Genomic DNA, 16,972 nt, shown 5'->3' on the forward strand with positions numbered 1-16,972 from the left:
AGTTCGGAATTCACATGGGCGGTGTGTCCTTCCCATTGCCCTGTATTTACAGCGTCCTGACCGGCAGGTGGTTCGCGCAACCTGTGAAATGACAGACATGGATGGTTGGCATGTATGTTGCGATGTCACAGGGTCGAGCGGACCAGCATGAGAGGACACACATGAACCGAGCCATCTATCCCATTCTTTCCGGTGCCCTGGCGCAAGAACGTCAGATGCAGGTCTTCTCCAATAATATGGCGAATGTGAATACGGCCGGATTCAAACAGGACGGCCAGGCGTTCAAGGCGGTGATGGGGCGAGTCCAGATTGCCGCACCGATCTTTACGCCTTCAGCAGGATTTGGTCGGCAGATCGGCGTCAGTCCGTTCGGTCCGGCTGAGCGGGTGTTCACAGCACCCCACGCGGTTCGCACATCGTTTGAGGCAGGTAGGATCAGAATCACCGGGAACCCCCTTGACGCGGCGATCCAGGGCAGCGGATTTTTCGAGATCAAGACTCCCCAGGGGGTTCGCTACACCAGGAACGGGATGTTCTCGCTGGATGCTCAGCGCCGATTGGTGACGAACCTGGGTTATCCGGTCATGGGCACAAAGGGGGAGATCAAGGTCCCGCCCGGCACGGTCCAGGTCAGTTCGCAAGGGGCGATCCATGTCGATGGACAACCAGTGGCGACGCTTAAAGTGATGGATTTCCCCGTGGATCAGATGCCGGAAAAACATCTCGAAGGGCTCTTCGCATCGGATGCCGCCACCGCGGCGAAGAATCCGCAAGTCCAGGGGGGCCACATCGAAGAGTCGAATGTGAATTCAATCGGCGAGATGGTCAAAATGATTCAGGGTACGCGGAACTACGAGTCGTCGCAGAAGCTGATTCAAACCCTGGATCACATGGCGGAAATCTCGATCCGGGACGTCGGTCGGGTGTTGTAAACACGTGAAGCGTATCTCGTGAAGCGTCGTTCGTTTCCACTCGGACGTTTCACGCTTCACGAATCACGAGAGACGCAGGAGGGTTTGTATGATTCGAGCGATGTGGACGGCGGCTACCGGAATGACCGCCCAACAGATCAATGTCGATACGATCGCGCACAATCTGGCGAACGTCAATACCAACTCGTTCAAGCGTAGTCGCGCAGAGTTTGCCGATTTGTTGTATCAAGTTCAACGCTTGCCTGGTACCAATGCGTCGAACGTCGGTGTCTTTCCCGTCGGCATCCAGATCGGGGCCGGAGTCCGCCCCGTGACGGTGGCCAAGGAATGGATGCAGGGAAATATGCGGCAGACGAACAACGAATTGGACATCGCGATCGATGGCGCAGGCTTCTTCCAGGTCTCGCGGCCGGATGGAACGGTCATGTATACCCGCAACGGTTCGTTCAAGCGTGACAACGTCGGCAATCTGGTGACGGGAGACGGCGATCTTCTGAATCCCGTCATTACGATTCCGTCGGGGGCATTGAAACTCGACATCGGCCAAGACGGCACCGTATCCGTATTGCTTCCCGGTGTCACCCAGGCATCGCAAGTGGGGCAGATCCAATTGACCCGGTTTGACAATCCATCGGGGCTTGTCGCGACGGGGAACAACCTCTTTCTGGATAGTTTCGCCTCCGGTCCTCCGTTGCAAGGCACCGGTGGTTTCTCGACCGGGTTCGGCACGATCCAACAGGGTTTCCTGGAAAGTTCCAACGTGAACCTGGCAGAGGAAATGGTCAACATGATCATTGCGCAACGCAGCTATGAAATTAACTCGAAGACGATTCAAGCTTCCGATGAAATGATGTCGATCGCGAACAATCTGAAGCGGTAAGTCCGATTCAGGAAGGAGTCTTTTTCATGACCGCACCTCGTGTACACATTCCGTTCGCCCTATCGACCGTCCTCTGGTTCTGGCCGCTCATGACGGAGGCGGCCACCCTGCAACAACCTCAAGCAGGATTCGTTGGAGAAACCGGACGGGAAGATCGCTCAGTCTTGAAGCGCAGTGAGTCAAGGCCCGCCCTTCAGCAATTGCACCCGGAGCAAATTCATCGAAGTATTCTGCGGCTGCTTGAGCAAGAAATGGCGGGGAGAGTCCGTGCCGTCCATATTGCCATGGTGGACCCGTTTGATCCGATGAAGATTCCATCCGGTGCCGTCAACCTGAAGATCTCCCCGAGTGGATATGGAGAAGGTCTCGGGCGGCGGACATTCCATGTGCAGGTCAACGTCAATGGGAAACCGTGGCAGACGATCGATGCCATCGCCGATGTCTCTGCGTCCATCGACGCCGTCGTTCCGACAAGAGTTCTCCCGATCGACAGCGTACTTGAAGCGGAGGATGTGGCCGTTCACCCCGTCAAACTCACTGATTTGGACCATCAGTTGATCACGAATGTGAAGGATGTCATCGGGAAGAGCGCTGCGCGTCCGTTGCAGGCCAACAACCCGATTCGTCTCGGGATGGTGAAGAAGCCGTATGCCGTGCGCAAGGGGGATCGCGTGTCCATCGAAGCCAGGCGTGGCGGGCTCTCAATTCAAGCGATCGGAGTGACCAAGTCGAGCGGGGAAATCGGCCAGACCGTCACGGTGGCCAACGCTGATTCGGGTAAAGAGCTGCGAGCAAAGATTGTCGGACCAGGAGCAGTTCGTGTCGAATTTTAGAAGGACGCTGGAAAAATGGAACAGGGTGGCCTGGCCGCCCTCCTGCTCGCGGAACGCGCACGATCAGAATGTGCTCGTTCGACGCGCGCAATTGAGGGTCGACCAGGCCACCCTTGAAATTGAACTGGAGAATTGGGAAGACGCGCGCAGTTGGGATCATCCCAGCCACTCCTTGGTAAGTGATAGATCGCCCGCGGCCTTGCTGAACGGCCATTTCGAGTATCCTGCGGTTATGGCGGCGACCATCTTGATGGGCGCGCTTCTGAGCTTCGGCTGCGCGGCATCGTCGGAAAAAGTTACCTCGAAGCTCATGGTGCCTTCCTTGCCGGCGCCGAAGACGCTGGGTTCCCTGTGGCAGGAAGAGAACGGACGCGCCTACCTCTATGAAGACATGCGCGCGATGCGCGTCGGAGACATTTTGACGATCAAAATTGTTGAAAATCATAAGGGCTCGAAGTCCGCCGACACCTCGGCCGAGCGGGATTCCACAATCCAAAACAGCCTGGCCGGCAGCGCCATAGGATACGTCGGTATTCCCGGATTTCGCCTTGGCGCCGAAGCCAGGCGGGGGCTCGGAATCGACGCAAGCTCCTCGAACAAGTTTGGTGGCAAGGGCGCCACGAACCGTGAAGGGACCTTGACGGGAACCATCTCCGTCGTCGTCATGGAAGTTCTGCCCAACGGTGATCTCCGGGTGGAGGGCCGCCGGGAGGTCACGGTGAATAGCGAGAAGCAATTGATGTCGATCGCTGGCATTGTGCGACGGGTCGATGTCAATACCAAAAATACCGTGCTGTCGTCTGCTATCGCTGATGCCAAGATCGAGTATTCGGGGCTGGGAGTTCTGGACGATGTCCAGCGTCCTGGGTGGCTCGTCCGGATACTTGATTGGATCAGTCCTTGGTGAGGGGAAGCACACAGGCTCCATGAAACATGTCATGCGGCGCACAAAGGGCATACGTTGGGATCTCTGGCATCGTACGACCGTGACACGATCACTGGAGATGCTGGTGATGAACCGGGTCGTTCGCCGTGCAGAGGTGGACCCCCCTCGACAGCGCATTGACAGTGCAGGCATGAAAGCAGACCGGAAATTGTCCGCACGATCCACGCCGCCCGCCAATTTCGCTGAAAGAAATTGGTTCATCCGTTTCTTTCGTCGAAGGGCGGATTCATCTCTTACTCAGGTGAGACACACGACATGACACGAACAAAAATACACATCGGACTGTTGCTATTGGGAAGCCTCCTCTGGGCAATACCGGCGCAGGCGGTTCGCATTAAAGACGTGGGATCTTTCGAGGGTGTTCGGGACAACCAGTTGATCGGATACGGTCTTGTCGTCGGATTGGACCGAACCGGCGATCAGGTGATCGGAGGCCAGTTTACGATTCAGGCCATGATGTCGATGTTGAACAAGATGGGCATCAACCTCGTCATCGATCCGATCCAGTTGCTCACGCGCAATATCGCGTCGGTGATGGTGACGGCCAAATTGCCGCCTTTTGCGAAACCAGGCTTGACGGTCGATGTGCTGGTCTCGTCGATGGCGAATGCGAAGAGCCTGCAAGGCGGGACATTGTTACTGACCCCGCTGAAGGCCGCGAACCAGCAAGTGTACGCTGTGGCGCAAGGGCCTGTATCAATCGGCGGATTCTTGGGCGGAACGGGCGGGGCCGGCGGTTCTACTGTGACAAAGAACCATCAGTCCGCGGGGATCGTACCGGGAGGTGCGATCATTGAAAAAGATGCAGGCATCGAGATCGAGTCGTGGGAGACCGTGTCGCTGCTCTTGCGCAACCCGGATTTTACGACGGCGATCCGGACGACGGAAGCGATAGACGGGGTGTTCGGTAAGGGGAGTGCGACGGCGGTGAGTGCCGGACTTGTCCGCGCGGCGATTCCTGCCACATTTCGAGGCCGGGTCGTCGAGTACATTTCCACGATCGAAGGACTGAACGTCAATGTCGACATACCGGCGAAGGTCGTCGTGAATGAACGGACCGGCACAGTGGTGCTGGGAGAGCATGTTCGTATCTCTACCTGCGCCGTGTCGCACGGCAATCTGACGATTTCGGTAAAGAATACACAAAACGTCTCGCAGCCGTCCGCTCCGGTAATCGGATCCAGCGCCGGACAGACTACGGTCACAGAGGATGTTCACACGGAGGTGAAGGAGCAGGAGTCCAGACTGATTGTCATGGATGAAACCGTGACGCTCGGGGATGTAGTGGGAGCGCTGAATGCGGTCGGGGTGACTCCCAGGGACTTAGTGGCGATTTTGTCAGCCCTCAAAGCGGCAGGTGCTCTTCAAGCTAATCTTGACGTAATATAAATAAGCTATTGATTTACAAGTGCAATATAACTTTCTATCGCCAGTATGAATTACGAGGTAAAGGCTCTCAGTTCAATCGGTGGCATAGCCGAGACTCAACTAGGTCTGTTGCAGGCTCCACCGATACGTATCAAGGATCGGCAGGATCAACTGGCTGACCTCAAGGGCGCGGCCTATGAATTCGAGGCATACTTTATCTCTAATCTATTGAAAGTCATGAGAGAAACGGTTCCAAAAGGAGCACTGGAGAACAAGGGTGGGGCCTACTTTTACTCATTCTATGACCAGGAAATCGGTCGATTGGCTTCCCAGGCAGGGGGGCTTGGCCTAGCCAGAATCATCCAGGAGTACACAGAAAAGATGCTTCCTCCCTCAAGTTTTCAGAACCGGCAACCGATACTATAGCCGACAAGGATCATTAAAAGAGAGAACAGAGAGGAGCCACCGTCATGCAGATCTCCGGTCATGGTAAGCCAGATCATCTTGCCAAGCTCCTACTTGGGATCCAGGGAGCCGAAGTAATCGGCGCGAAGCAGAGGACCCAACAGGATGGACGCCAGGATCGTGTGCAGATCTCAGATCGGGCGAAGGAGATCCAGCGGATCAAGTCGTTGGTCGACCAGCCGGATGCCGCACGACAAGAGCGGATCGAGAGGATCAGCCGAGCAGTGGAGGCCGGCACCTATTCCGTGTCAGGGAAACAGGTTGCCGATGCGCTGATACGTCAGACGCTCACCGACGCGGTTCTCTAATCAGGATGCTGAAAAAGCCCGCCAGCGGCGTTCTCGCATCGTTCAGACCCTCAACGTACCGCAGAGGGTACGCTTCGGGCCTTCACTCGCTGCGGCCTTGCTGGCCGGCTTTTTGAGCATCTTGCCAACAGAGTAAGAAATACGGGGTACGCCTGGACCGTTAGTGCCCATATGTGCGCACGTATTCAGCATCCAGCCGACCTGCTCTCTTACGATGCGCACTATCCGGGGTGGAAAGTACGGGGCGCAGCAGAAGTTTCTCTTCGGGCCTAAGGAATGTGGATCATGCAGGATATCGCGACGGCTCTTCAGGAACTCGGTCACATCCTACGCCGTGAAGAAGCCCAGTGCGATGCGCTGGGGCACAATATTCAGCGAGAACGGCAAGCCCTTCGCATGTTGAAATTGACGGACATGGAAGAGGTCAATCGTCAGCGAGCCGAGTTGCTGAACGATCTTCATGTGCTTGAAACGGAGCGAGCGGTCTGGCTTGCACGGTTGGCTGGTCATTGGAATCTCGCCCCTTCGACCATCTCTCTGAGCATCATTCTGGAGCGGCTCGAAACAGCAGAGGCTCAGCGGTTGGAAACACTCTATACAAGGATGGCGGGAAAGATCCGTGCGCTTCGTCATGAGATATCGATCAACGCCGGCATCCTGAACAGCCTTCAAATTTTTATCAGAAAAGGGCTGAACGTCGTACGTCAGGCTACGGCCCCCCTGGGGCTCTACTCCGGGTCCGGAGAGCCTCAGGAATCTGGCCTGGGTGCTATGATGTTTCGTCAAAAAGGCTAGAGAAGATTGTTATTTGGTTTGTTTCGTTTGTTTGGTTGAACAAGTCCGAGTCGATGAACTAAACAAACCAGACAAACTAAACAAACCAAATAGACCAAACAAACCAATTTTCTAAGGCTCAGTAGAGGGATGCATGGCCATTAACAGACTGGTGGACATTGGTAAATCCGCCCTCTTTACCGCGCAGCAAGCCATTACCGTAGCTGGCCACAACATCGCGAATGTCAATACGCCGGGCTATTCTCGGCAAGAGGTCACTCTGGCCGAGAACAGGCCTGAGAACGGATCACCAGGTCAGATCGGCACTGGCGTGCATGCCGAGTCAATCAGACGCGCCTACGACTCCTTTGTCGACGGGCAGCTCCTTGCTTCGCGTGAACGGCTGGGAGAGTTTACCGCTTCGTACAACAGCCTGGCCCGGCTGGAGCCGCTGTTCGGGGACGCCAACAATCAAGGCATCGGTGCAGGGCTCGATGAATTTTTTGCCGCGCTCCAGGATGTGGCGACCAACCCGAGTGACTTGTCTGCCAGGACTGTGTTTCTCTCTAAAGCCACGGCCCTCGCTGCCAGACTCAATCAGTCTGACGCAGATCTGACTGCTGCGCAGGAGTCCATCGATCGTCAAGTCAGCCAGACCATCACGGATGCGAACCGGCTGACCAGCCAGATCGCGGACCTGAATGCAAAAATCGCCGAAGCTGAGTCTCGTGGGCAACATGCCAATGATCTGCGCGATCAACGAGGAGTCGCCCTCGCAGGTTTGGGCGAGTTGATCGAGGTGTCATCGATCGAAGATGCGAGCGGCCAATTGACGGTATTTGCCGGCCGTGGACAGGTTCTGGTGGACAGGGAACGGAACTACCAGCTGGTCGGAGTTCCGGATCTCGGCAACAATGGCCTGCTGGCTGTTCACTATGACGCAGGAGCAGGGGCCACCACCAATCTCTCGTCCGTGATTCAAAGCGGCAAGCTCAAAGGCCTCCTTGACGTGCGCGATCAGACTATCCCTTCGTTGCGGGCCTCCCTCGACACCCTGGCTTCGGAAGCTGTCACGCAGGTCAATCAACTACACCGATCGGGGTTCGGGCTCGATGGCTCTACGAATGTAGATTTCTTTGCGCCGACTGGAACGACCGCCGCTACGATGGCCGTTTCATTGACCAACGTACGCCAGATCGCGGCCTCGTCGACCGTGACAGGAGTCCCAGGCAACAATGCCAATGCCCTGGCGTTGGCCGGTCTGAAACATACGGACTTCGCCTCATTTGGCAATGTGACCTTTCAAGAGTATTACAGCACGATTGCCGGAAGCTTCGGGTCGACCCTGCAAGGGGTTGAGGCCAATCTGGAGGCGCAACAGATTCTTCATGAGCAGTTGACGTCTCAGCGTGCCTCTATCTCCGGCGTATCGATGGATGAAGAGCTCGCCAATCTTCTCCAATATCAACGGAGTTTTGAGGCGGCATCGCGCATGATCGTCATTGCGGACGAGATGTTTCAAACCATCTTATCGATAAAGCGATGAGATGGTTTATCTGGTTCATCTAGTTTGTTTGGTTTGTTTAGTTGGTCTGGTTTCTCCGGTCAGTCCGGTCAACCAAATGAACAAGACAAACCAAACAAACCAAATGAACCAAACAGACCAGAAGAAGGAGCTTGACCATGCGAGTGGCTGATCAGCAGTTGTTCGGCTCGACGGCCGGGAGCTTGGAGCGCGTGAAGGAACGTATCGTCCGGGTCCATGAACAGATCGCGTCCCAGCAACGTATCGCCAAACCCTCCGATGATCCCGCCATTTTCGGACAGGCCATCCTGGAGAAGTCCGCGCTTGCCGACAACGGCCAATGGATCAGAAATATCCAATTCGGTACCGCGCGCGTCGCAGTGGCCGATCAGGCCCTGGGGCAGACTCAGAATCTGCTCAGTCGTGTTCGAGAACTGGCGGTGCAGGCGAGGAGTGACACGACGTCTGCGCAGGGACGGGTGACGATCGCCCAAGAGGTTCGGCAGCTGCATCGCCAATTGATCCAACTCGCCAATGCTGAAGTGAACGGGCAACCGGTATTTGCCGGGACGAAGACCGATGCCCCTCCCTTTCTGTTAGGCATCGGCGATTCCGTCTCCTATCAGGGCAATAGCGAGAGTCAGTCCATTGCGGTTGGCCCGAATCAAACCACTCAGATCGTCCTCCCCGGCGATCAGGTGTTCACGGGCGCCACGACGAATATCTTTGACGGCCTCGCCAACCTACTGACCGCCTTGGAGGCAAACAATGGTGCTGGTATTGAAGCGGGCATCGGAAACCTCGACCAGGCGATCGGTCAAATCAGTCTTGCGCAAGGGCAGATCGGCGCCATTGCCAATCGCCTCGACCAGGCGTACGGGATCTCGCTGGTGGTGTCGGAGGCTATTCGGAACGTGCTCTCAGATCAAACGGACACAGATCTGGCGACGGCGCTGACCGACCTCAAGCTCCAGGAAACGGCCTATGAAGCGACCAGCCAAACGTTCTCGCGGCTGTTCGATCTGTCGCTCCTGAGGTTTCTCCGCTGACAGCCATTCTGGGAAAGGTTGAGGCTAAGGTTGAGGTTGAGCGAAGAGGAATGTTGGAGGTTCGAGGTTAGATGTTGGAAGCCGCCTCAACCTTCCGATTCTAAAGTCTTGAGCGCGAATGCCGACATAGTCTGGTGGGCGCAGATGCCAAATAGTCGCAGGATGCTCAAAAAGGCTGTCCAGCAAGACCGCAGCGCCTGAAGAAGGCTGAGGTCGAGGTTAAGGTTAAGTGTCGATGAGACTCTTGTTTTCTCAACCTTAGCCTCAGCCTCAACCTTCCCCAACGATGCTGGCGGACTTTTTCAGCATCCTGCTACGGGTGATTCGGGGGAGATCGGACTGCACGGATGCTAGTCCTGACACGAAAACGCGGTGAAGGAGTGGCTATCGGTCCGGACATCCGGATCGTGGTGTTGGGGATTAAAAATGGGCAGGTTCGCTTGGGCGTGGAAGCGCCACGGACGATCGAAGTGCATCGGGATGAGGTCTGTGTCAGGATTCAAGAAGAGAACCAACTCGCGGCACGCACGCCGGTGGTTCCGCTCGATGTGTTTCAACGATTGTTGCGCAGGAAACTCGCTTGAACGTAAGGAGCCGTCGTGATGGTTGTCGCATCGACTCGCTTCGGAACGTTGAATGTCTCTGCTGAGTCGTTGCTGACCTTTCCGTCAGGTCTGCTCGGGTTTCCAGAATGGACCCGCTACGTGATTCTCGATCATGATACCGATGCGCCGTTCAAATGGTTGCACTGCGCGGAAGAGGCGTCCCTTGCATTCGTGGTCATCGATCCTGTGTTGTTCAATGAGCGCTATCAAGTGACGATTTCGCCGGAGGCGCGTGGTGAGGTGGAGGGGAGTGAGACCGATGAATTGGGCCTTGCGGTCATCCTGACCATTCCATCTGATGATCCGTCCGCTGTGACCGCCAATCTTCGCGGCCCTCTGCTCATGAACCCTCGCACAAGACTCTGCAAGCAACTCGTGCTCTCCGAGGACTACCCCACTCGATATCCGGTATTTTCTGCTCCGAGGCATGCCGAGCGTAGCCAGAACCTCCCTCTCGCCGAGGCGATTCCGGCCTAGAAGCGTGAGACGTGAAGCGTTAGGCGTGAAGCGGAGAGAACGATCAACGGGGAGAGAATTAGCCCCAACCTCGTTTGGCCCGTCCTTTCTAGCGTTTTACGCCTAACGCTTCACGCCTTACGGTTCTCGCCTCACGTCCCCCATTACGCTGCACGTTTCCTGGCTGCGGCCTGCGCCCGGCATCGCTCTTCCAGAACCTGAACAAGCCGCAGCACCGCTTTTTCAATCTGAACGTAGAGGATCGGTCCTTCAACCAGCGTGCCGAGTCGCCCCACCGCTTCCAATTGACCAGCGGATAAAACTACCTCAGATGCGCAGAGATTGCTCGCTGTCCCTTTGAGGAGATGCGCTGCCTGCTCCACGGCCTGCCGATCTCCGTCGGCCAGGGCGGCGCGGATTCCCTCCAACATGGCTTGGTAGCGTTGAAGGAACAGACCAACCAGTTCATCCATTAATGCGCGGTCGCCCCCAATATTGCGTATCATCGCCGCCGGATCGAAGATGACGGGGAGAGACCTGGTATCTAGTCCGTCCCAGTTTTCTTCTGCCCCAGGAGTATGGGGGGTGTGCGACTGAAAGGAGGTTGGAAGCCATCGGTCAAGAGCCCCCTTGAGATCTTCTTTTCGTAGAGGTTTGGTGAGGTAGTCGTCCATACCTGCCGCGAGACAGCGCTCTCGATCTCCCCGCATCGCATTGGCCGTCACCGCGATGATCGGAATGTGCCGGGGAGTGGCAAGTGGCGAGTGGTGAGTGGCGAGATGGCCCTGGGAGCATTCCGTCCTTGAACTCGAAACCCGCAATTCGGAACTCGAAACATTTCCTGGCGCTTCACGTTGTCGAATGAGCCTGGTCGCCTCGAAGCCATCGACGATCGGCATCTGGCAGTCCATGAGGACGATGGCATAGGAACCTCGTGCTAAGGCTGCCAGCGCTTCTTGACCGTTTTCCGCGACATCCGATTGAAAGCCGAGTTTCTCCAGCATGCGAACAGTGAGTTTCTGATTAACGAGATTGTCTTCCGCCACCAAAATTCGCAGACCCAACCCTGTCTCTGCGAGAGTATGCCTTGTGATGAGTTGCGGCGCTGATGTCGTAACCGGCTGCGCTGTCCCTTGACCTGCAAGCCCTGGCAAACCCAGCACGGTCCTCAAACAATTCGCAAGTTGATCGTGGCGGACCGGTTTGGTGAGATAGGCGACAAACCCGGCTTGGCGCGCCAGTTCTGCGTGTCCCCGCTGAATGAGCGAGGTGAGGACGACAAGACGGACGAGGGATCCAACCGGGTGCTTTTTGAGTTCCTTGGCTAGTTGTAACCCGTCCTTACCGGGCATCAACATATCGACAACAGCGACATCGTACGAGAGGCCTTTCTCCGCCTGCTGCTCGACCAATGCGATGGCTGAGGCTGCATCCTGGGCTTGATCATCGACCATTCCCCATCCCGTGACCAGGTGGTGGAGAATGATCCGGTTCGATTCATTGTCGTCGACGATCAGGACACGGCGCCCGGTCAGTTCAGTCGACGGCATGATGGCCAGAGGGGAAACCGTCTGTTTGAGGAAGCGGGCAGTGGCCCAGAATGTGCTGCCTCGCCCTTGTTGGCTGATGATGCCGACATTGCCGTCCATCTGCTCGACCAACTGTTTCGAGATCGCGAGCCCTAGACCGCTTCCTCCGTATTTGCGCGATGTCGAGCTATCCGCCTGGGTAAAGGGTTGGAAGAGGCGGGCCTGTACCTCCGGGGGAATGCCGATTCCGCTGTCCGTGACTTCGAAACGGACAACGACCGCATCGGCCAGATCCTGCTCAAGGAACGCCTGGACCGTCACTTCACCCTGTTCGGTAAACTTGATCGCATTGCCGACGAAGTTTGTCAGGATCTGACGGAGCCGTCCCGGGTCGCCGCGGAGGCCTGTCGGAAGGGCCGCATGCACCAGCCCGGTAATTTCCAGCCCTTTCGTCTGCGCCCGTTCCGCAAATTGGCCTAAGACATCTTCCACCGTCGTGCGAAGATTGAAATCGATACATTCCATGTCGAGTTTGCCGGATTCGATCTTGCCGTAGTCGAGAATATCGTTGATCAAGTTCAGCAAGGCTTCGCCGCACTGACGAATGGTCTCGATGTAGGTTTGTTGTTCTTCAGACGGCTCCGTGTCCATCAGGAGGCACGTCATCCCAATGACTCCGTTCATCGGAGTCCGCAACTCGTGGCTCACAGTCGCCAGGAACGAATCTTTGACCCGGGCGGCATTCTGCGCCGCCTGGAGCGCCTGATCCAGCTGACGATTGTTGTGGTGAAGCTGATCTGCTGCCCGGCGCAGCTCCTCTTGCGCTGCCGTGACATCGGTCAGATCGACCGCATAGCCGCGGACCAATCGATGAGCGGGGACCGGGCAGAAAATCCACGAGAAGCTTGCCTCGGCCAGCCGGACTTCTTCCCCCCGGATCTCCCTCCCTGATTCGAGACAGCGATGGACGAGTTGCGACAGCTCGCCGGGGCAGACGGCAGGAAATCCGCCCGCGACATAACCGAACCGCTGGAGCAATCGCGCCATCGCGGGATTCGCATAGACGAGATTGACATCGGAGTCCAACTCGATAATAGGGGAAGGGCTTTCTTCCGCCACCTGTGCCAGACGGTCGCGATCCTGCTGCAACTCCTCCTCGCGAGTCAGATCGCGTAATGTCAGCACCCCGCCGGAAGCTTCTTCTGCATCCAATGGCACATAACTCCATTCAACCGGATGTGACTCGTGTGTAGTGCCTGCCAGCGTAGTTCTGGCTCCTTGTATTGGGGAACTATCGGAAAAGGAGGCTCGAATCCGCATCACGATGTCGTGGTGGGATGTTCCGGGTTCCTGCAGCAATAGTTCCTGAAGCGGTTTGGATAGGCAGAGATCAGCTGACTGTCCAAGGAGGCGGGCGGCCTCAGCATTCACCGAGATGATGTGAAGTCTACTATCGAGCAACAGCACCCCGATTGGGAGCGTATCCAGCACAGCAGGGTTCACACGATTCTGCGAGACGTGTTTCATCAGGCTGCCTCTTCGTGAAGGCCGTCTAGGAACATGGCGACATTCACTCGTTCGCGAAGGGGGTTTAGTACCTTCACGATGGTTCGCGTTGAATCCCCCGTCGTCTGCGCCCCAAGATCGATGCGGATCGGCACGATAAAGGCTCCTCCCTGAGGTCCTGTAATCACGTTGACGACCGGTTTGAGCCTCTGGGTGCGATTCATTCCCACAACCACCCCCCGTTCTCCCGTGTTCAGCATCACCAGGCTCCCGATCGGATATACGCCCAGACTACCGATCATGGTTTGGATCAAATCCTTCTGGTACTGTCCTGTGTCTCCAAGTCGAAACAACTGTCGGATGGCATCATGCGGCAACATCGCTGGACGCCCTCCACGGCGACTCACCATGCCGTCATAGATATCGACCAGGCCGACCAGCTGCGCCAAGATCGAGAGGGAGTCGCCTTTGAGCTTATGCGGAAATCCGTTCCCGTCGCCGCACTCATGATGTTCCATGACAATCCGGACGACCGCGCTCCTCTCCTCTTGCGCATCCCGTAAGATCGCCAGCCCCAGCGCAGGGTGCTGTTGCATGACTGTGCGCTCCTGATCGGTGAGGTCTTGGCCTCGACGGTACAGGTTCCGCGGCAGCCGGATGTAGCCGATGTCATGCAGCAACGCACCGGCGCCGAGCAGTTCCAGATCTGCCTCCAAGACTCCAAAGTCATGCGCCACGATGAGCGAGAGGGTGCAGACATCGAGCGCGTGGGACGCCAATGTGCGATCGAATCGTTTCATCTTCTGAAGAGAGAGCGTGTTGAGCATGGCGGCATCATCGTTCAGCACTCGTGTAAGTACTTTCGAGACGATCTCTTGCAACCTTTCCGCCTTGGGGGCTCTTCCTGCTTCTATTTCCTCAAACACCCGTTCCATCGAACGGACTGCCTGGTTGTATGTCTCTTGGGCAGCCGCGGCCCGTTCCCTTGTAATAGGAGGGGGCGATGTGCCTTCCTGGGTGGTAGCCCCCGACCGCCCTGGTTCGTTCGGCTCTCTGTCCGGAGCAGGCTGCGGGAGTTGTGCCGACGAAGGCGGCTGCGCTGCATGGTTTGATTGGAGGGCGGCTGTTGTCTGTTGTGTGTCACGTGCCGAGGCTGCATCTCCCGAAGAGGCCGGCTCCACATCGAGCCCTTGGCTGGAATCAATCTTCAGCTTTCTGACCCCGATTTGTCGGAGCAGGTCGATCTCCTCCCGATTACGGATGAATCGTTTATGGATGAGGAAGGGGGTCCGGTACCAAGGTTGGTCCATTCCAACAACGAACATTCCAGGCTTGAGTTGATCAATCGTGATTGTTTTCGTGTGTTTCATCGATGATCACCTATGGGGACTGTCGCCCTTCTGACCGGCGACTGTCCCCGTTGAATAGCGGGCGCCTAGCAACGGGGACAGGCACCGCCGCGACGGCGGAGCCAGTCCCTTTTTTATCGGGATAAATCGAGCTGAACTTAAGATCAGCTCGACTGGCGGGGAAAGCGCGCAGGGGACTGCCACCGCCTCGGCTCGACTGAGCTCGCCGAAGTCAGACGGCGGAGCCAGTCCCTGCCCCCTCTCAAGATTCCCCCTTCGACACCGATAGAGTCCGTCAGGACATGTTGGTGTTCGATGGTACAGACTCAGGCGTTTAGGCTGAAGTCTGAAGGCACAGCCGAAGGCTTTTAGGCTGAAGGTCGGAGTTTCGAACACTTCAGCTTGAACACCTTGAGGCTATCTAGCTGGCGCTCACAGTTTCCGGAGGACGATGCGCAAGCGAATTTCCATCGATCAGCTGAAAATCGGCATGACGGTCGAGAAGCTCGATCGCTCCTGGTTGTCCACGCCGTTCTTGCGTCATCGGTTCAGGATTACGTCCTCAGATCAAATACAGCAACTGTATGCCAGTGGCGTGCAACAACTCGAAGTCGAGGCAGATGGCGCGGATCCGGGATCTGGCCCGCCTGTGTCGGCGATGCCTGTGGAGGCTCAACCATCCCAGCCGGTCACACAGTCCCTGGAGCCGGAACCGTCGACCATTCCGTTTACTGAGGAGCTGCCTGCAGCAAGACAAGCTTACAAGGCCGCAAAACTGGTCATTCAACAGGCGATGGAAGACGTCCGCATGGGCCGCGCGTTGAATATGGAGGCAGTCAGTGAAGTGGTCGGGAACATGGCCGATAGCATTCTACGCAACCATGACGCGCTTGCCAGCCTGACACGTCTCAAGAATTTCGACGAATACACCTTCTACCATTCCGTTAACACCTCCGCCCTGGCGCTGTCAGTCGGAAAACATCTCGGCTATGAGAGGACGCCGTTGCTTCAGCTCGGGACAGGCATGCTGTTGCACGACATCGGCAAGACACAGATTCCGGTCGAGCTGCTGAATAAACCGGGGCGCTATGATGCCGGCGAGTTCGAGATCATGAAACAGCATGTCCTGCGAGGGGCGGAGATCTTGTCGAATACCACCGGCCTCACCGACATGTTTCTGAAGCCTACTTTGGAGCATCATGAACGAGTTGACGGAACCGGATATCCCCATCATCGATCCAAAATAGACCTCAGTCAGTTCGGCCTCATTGCAGCGATAGTGGATATCTATGATGCGGTAACGAGCGACCGTTGTTATCATAAAGGCAAAACACCGCACGATACGCTTCAGTTTCTCTATCAATTGGGGGCTCAGGGCCATGTGGACGGGACGCTGGTTCAGCAGTTCGTCCAGGTCGTGGGGGTTTATCCAGTCGGTTCCTGTGTATTGCTCAATACAGGAGAAAGGGCGATTGTGAAGCAATTCAATCACCAGGCTCCCTTACGCCCCCTGGTCGTACTGATCACCGATGAAGCCGGATGCCATCGATCCATCCCTCTCGATCTCGACCTTGCAGCCCAGCGGCGCAAACCGACGCAGACGATCGAGTCCATCCTCGATCCTGCTACGTTGGGGATCGATCCCCACGGATATCTCGATAAGGAAGCGGCGTAATGGAACAAGAACATGCGCCAGCGCAGTCGTCCATTCTTAAGGTCGGACTACCGCTTCAGCTGGTCATCGGATCCGGTCAAGAGACGGTGAACTGCGGCTCCACATTGCTGGGCTGGAGAGAGAAGGCCTGGCTGATCTGCGAATGGCCATTCCATTTCGGGCAAGCGGTTCCGTGCGAGACGGGAACCCGCTGTCTCGTCCGTTCGATGGTGGCGGGCAAGCTCGTCGCGTATCAGAGCGAAGTCTGCATGACGCAGATGTCTCCGCTTCCCCTTCTGTACCTCGCATTTCCCAGGAGGACCGAGGAGATCCATCTCCGCAAGCATGCCCGCGTCGCCAGCAACGAGCCGTTGCTCCTGAGGCAAACGACCCAAGGAAACGCGCTGCTGACCCAGCCGAATGGACCGGCGCCCATCGGCGGCCTGTTGCAGGACCTCAGCCTGTCCGGTTGCCGAATCATGCTCCAGAGGGCGCCAGACGAGCTGCGGTTGGGCGCCACGGTCTATTTAGAGTTCGAGCTGATCGGGATCGGGCACATCTCGCATCTTGCCGGCGCGATCAAGAATATTGCGGAACGTGACGGCGCTCTCTTGCTCGGCATCGAGTTTCGCTATAACGGGAAAGAGTCCGTCGAATTCCGTGGATGGGGCGGGAACGTTCAAAAAGCCATTGAGTACTCTGTGATGCAGCGGCAAACCGATTGGGGATTCTTGACGCCGACGTCAGAACCGTGACGGATCGTGACGACTCAGGTATTCAGGCTGAAGGCTGA

The 16,972-nt window shown here is 56.7% G+C and carries 16 protein-coding genes; 14 read left to right on the forward strand and 2 right to left on the reverse strand.

Translation table 11 applies throughout. From position 1 onward, the window contains the following. Positions 1 to 161: 161 nt before the first annotated feature. From flgF to fliW, 12 genes are all read left to right on the forward strand, one after another. A complete protein-coding gene (gene flgF, locus HZB34_04950) occupies positions 162 to 932 on the forward strand; it encodes a flagellar basal-body rod protein FlgF (GenBank protein MBI5315298.1) in 771 nt (256 codons plus the stop codon). Positions 933 to 1,020: 88 nt separating this feature from the next. After that, on the forward strand, positions 1,021 to 1,812 hold the full coding sequence (flgG, locus tag HZB34_04955; protein ID MBI5315299.1) for a flagellar basal-body rod protein FlgG: 792 nt from the start codon (positions 1,021 to 1,023) through the stop codon (positions 1,810 to 1,812). 26 nt (positions 1,813 to 1,838) lie between these two features. Then, positions 1,839 to 2,645 (forward strand): flagellar basal body P-ring formation protein FlgA, encoded by an 807-nt coding sequence (flgA, locus tag HZB34_04960; protein ID MBI5315300.1) that lies wholly within the window; start codon positions 1,839 to 1,841, stop codon positions 2,643 to 2,645. Beyond that, positions 2,632 to 3,552: a flagellar basal body L-ring protein FlgH gene (locus HZB34_04965; GenBank protein ID MBI5315301.1), complete on the forward strand. Its 921-nt coding sequence runs from the start codon at positions 2,632 to 2,634 to the stop codon at positions 3,550 to 3,552. The genes flgA and HZB34_04965 overlap by 14 nt, the downstream gene beginning before the upstream one ends. A 294-nt stretch (positions 3,553 to 3,846) precedes the next feature. After that, positions 3,847 to 4,980, forward strand: coding sequence for a flagellar basal body P-ring protein FlgI (locus HZB34_04970; GenBank protein ID MBI5315302.1), 1,134 nt, complete (start codon positions 3,847 to 3,849; stop codon positions 4,978 to 4,980). Between the two features lie 45 nt (positions 4,981 to 5,025). Continuing rightward, positions 5,026 to 5,385, forward strand: coding sequence for a rod-binding protein (locus HZB34_04975; GenBank protein MBI5315303.1), 360 nt, complete (start codon positions 5,026 to 5,028; stop codon positions 5,383 to 5,385). Positions 5,386 to 5,429: 44 nt separating this feature from the next. Continuing rightward, a complete protein-coding gene (gene flgM / locus HZB34_04980) occupies positions 5,430 to 5,732 on the forward strand; it encodes a flagellar biosynthesis anti-sigma factor FlgM (protein MBI5315304.1) in 303 nt (100 codons plus the stop codon). A gap of 285 nt (positions 5,733 to 6,017) precedes the next feature. After that, positions 6,018 to 6,527, forward strand: coding sequence for a flagellar protein FlgN (locus HZB34_04985; GenBank protein MBI5315305.1), 510 nt, complete (start codon positions 6,018 to 6,020; stop codon positions 6,525 to 6,527). A gap of 133 nt (positions 6,528 to 6,660) precedes the next feature. Continuing rightward, positions 6,661 to 8,052, forward strand: a complete 1,392-nt coding sequence (flgK, locus tag HZB34_04990; GenBank protein MBI5315306.1) for a flagellar hook-associated protein FlgK — start codon at positions 6,661 to 6,663, stop codon at positions 8,050 to 8,052. Positions 8,053 to 8,189: 137 nt separating this feature from the next. Next, the gene (gene flgL, locus HZB34_04995) at positions 8,190 to 9,080 is read left to right on the forward strand and encodes a flagellar hook-associated protein FlgL (protein ID MBI5315307.1); all 891 of its coding nucleotides are present in this window, start codon (positions 8,190 to 8,192) and stop codon (positions 9,078 to 9,080) included. 347 nt (positions 9,081 to 9,427) lie between these two features. Further along, positions 9,428 to 9,664: a carbon storage regulator CsrA gene (gene csrA / locus HZB34_05000; GenBank protein MBI5315308.1), complete on the forward strand. Its 237-nt coding sequence runs from the start codon at positions 9,428 to 9,430 to the stop codon at positions 9,662 to 9,664. Between the two features lie 18 nt (positions 9,665 to 9,682). Continuing rightward, a complete protein-coding gene (fliW, locus tag HZB34_05005) occupies positions 9,683 to 10,162 on the forward strand; it encodes a flagellar assembly protein FliW (GenBank protein MBI5315309.1) in 480 nt (159 codons plus the stop codon). Between the two features lie 143 nt (positions 10,163 to 10,305). Here the strand turns inward: fliW and HZB34_05010 are convergent, their stop codons facing one another. Together HZB34_05010 and HZB34_05015 are read right to left on the reverse strand one after the other, a co-directional pair. Next, a complete protein-coding gene (locus HZB34_05010; GenBank protein ID MBI5315310.1) occupies positions 10,306 to 13,197 on the reverse strand; it encodes a response regulator in 2,892 nt (963 codons plus the stop codon). Beyond that, positions 13,197 to 14,546: a DUF3391 domain-containing protein gene (locus tag HZB34_05015; protein MBI5315311.1), complete on the reverse strand. Its 1,350-nt coding sequence runs from the start codon at positions 14,544 to 14,546 to the stop codon at positions 13,197 to 13,199. The genes HZB34_05010 and HZB34_05015 overlap by 1 nt, the downstream gene beginning before the upstream one ends. 430 nt (positions 14,547 to 14,976) lie before the next feature. On the opposite strand from HZB34_05015, the gene HZB34_05020 reads away from it, so the two are divergent. Together HZB34_05020 and HZB34_05025 are read left to right on the forward strand one after the other, a co-directional pair. Then, positions 14,977 to 16,200, forward strand: a complete 1,224-nt coding sequence (locus HZB34_05020; protein ID MBI5315312.1) for a DUF3391 domain-containing protein — start codon at positions 14,977 to 14,979, stop codon at positions 16,198 to 16,200. Continuing rightward, positions 16,200 to 16,934, forward strand: coding sequence for a flagellar brake protein (locus HZB34_05025; GenBank protein MBI5315313.1), 735 nt, complete (start codon positions 16,200 to 16,202; stop codon positions 16,932 to 16,934). The genes HZB34_05020 and HZB34_05025 overlap by 1 nt, the downstream gene beginning before the upstream one ends. Positions 16,935 to 16,972 lie beyond the last annotated feature (38 nt).

It is taken from the genome of Nitrospirota bacterium (assembly GCA_016219645.1).
GTDB lineage: Bacteria > Nitrospirota > Nitrospiria > Nitrospirales > Nitrospiraceae > Palsa-1315.

Excerpts from the sequence above, each read along its gene's own strand:
- flgF (MBI5315298.1), top strand. The coding sequence starts at position 162 with ATGAACCGAGCCATCTATCCCATTCTTTCCGGTGCCCTGGCGCAAGAA.
- flgG (MBI5315299.1), top strand. The coding sequence starts at position 1,021 with ATGATTCGAGCGATGTGGACGGCGGCTACCGGAATGACCGCCCAACAG.
- flgA (MBI5315300.1), top strand. The coding sequence starts at position 1,839 with ATGACCGCACCTCGTGTACACATTCCGTTCGCCCTATCGACCGTCCTC.
- HZB34_04970 (MBI5315302.1), top strand. The coding sequence starts at position 3,847 with ATGACACGAACAAAAATACACATCGGACTGTTGCTATTGGGAAGCCTC.
- HZB34_04975 (MBI5315303.1), top strand. The coding sequence starts at position 5,026 with ATGAATTACGAGGTAAAGGCTCTCAGTTCAATCGGTGGCATAGCCGAG.
- flgM (MBI5315304.1), top strand. The coding sequence starts at position 5,430 with ATGCAGATCTCCGGTCATGGTAAGCCAGATCATCTTGCCAAGCTCCTA.
- HZB34_04985 (MBI5315305.1), top strand. The coding sequence starts at position 6,018 with ATGCAGGATATCGCGACGGCTCTTCAGGAACTCGGTCACATCCTACGC.
- flgK (MBI5315306.1), top strand. The coding sequence starts at position 6,661 with ATGGCCATTAACAGACTGGTGGACATTGGTAAATCCGCCCTCTTTACC.
- flgL (MBI5315307.1), top strand. The coding sequence starts at position 8,190 with ATGCGAGTGGCTGATCAGCAGTTGTTCGGCTCGACGGCCGGGAGCTTG.
- csrA (MBI5315308.1), top strand. The coding sequence starts at position 9,428 with ATGCTAGTCCTGACACGAAAACGCGGTGAAGGAGTGGCTATCGGTCCG.
- fliW (MBI5315309.1), top strand. The coding sequence starts at position 9,683 with ATGGTTGTCGCATCGACTCGCTTCGGAACGTTGAATGTCTCTGCTGAG.
- HZB34_05010 (MBI5315310.1), bottom strand. The coding sequence starts at position 13,197 with ATGAAACACGTCTCGCAGAATCGTGTGAACCCTGCTGTGCTGGATACG.
- HZB34_05015 (MBI5315311.1), bottom strand. The coding sequence starts at position 14,546 with ATGAAACACACGAAAACAATCACGATTGATCAACTCAAGCCTGGAATG.
- HZB34_05020 (MBI5315312.1), top strand. The coding sequence starts at position 14,977 with ATGCGCAAGCGAATTTCCATCGATCAGCTGAAAATCGGCATGACGGTC.
- HZB34_05025 (MBI5315313.1), top strand. The coding sequence starts at position 16,200 with ATGGAACAAGAACATGCGCCAGCGCAGTCGTCCATTCTTAAGGTCGGA.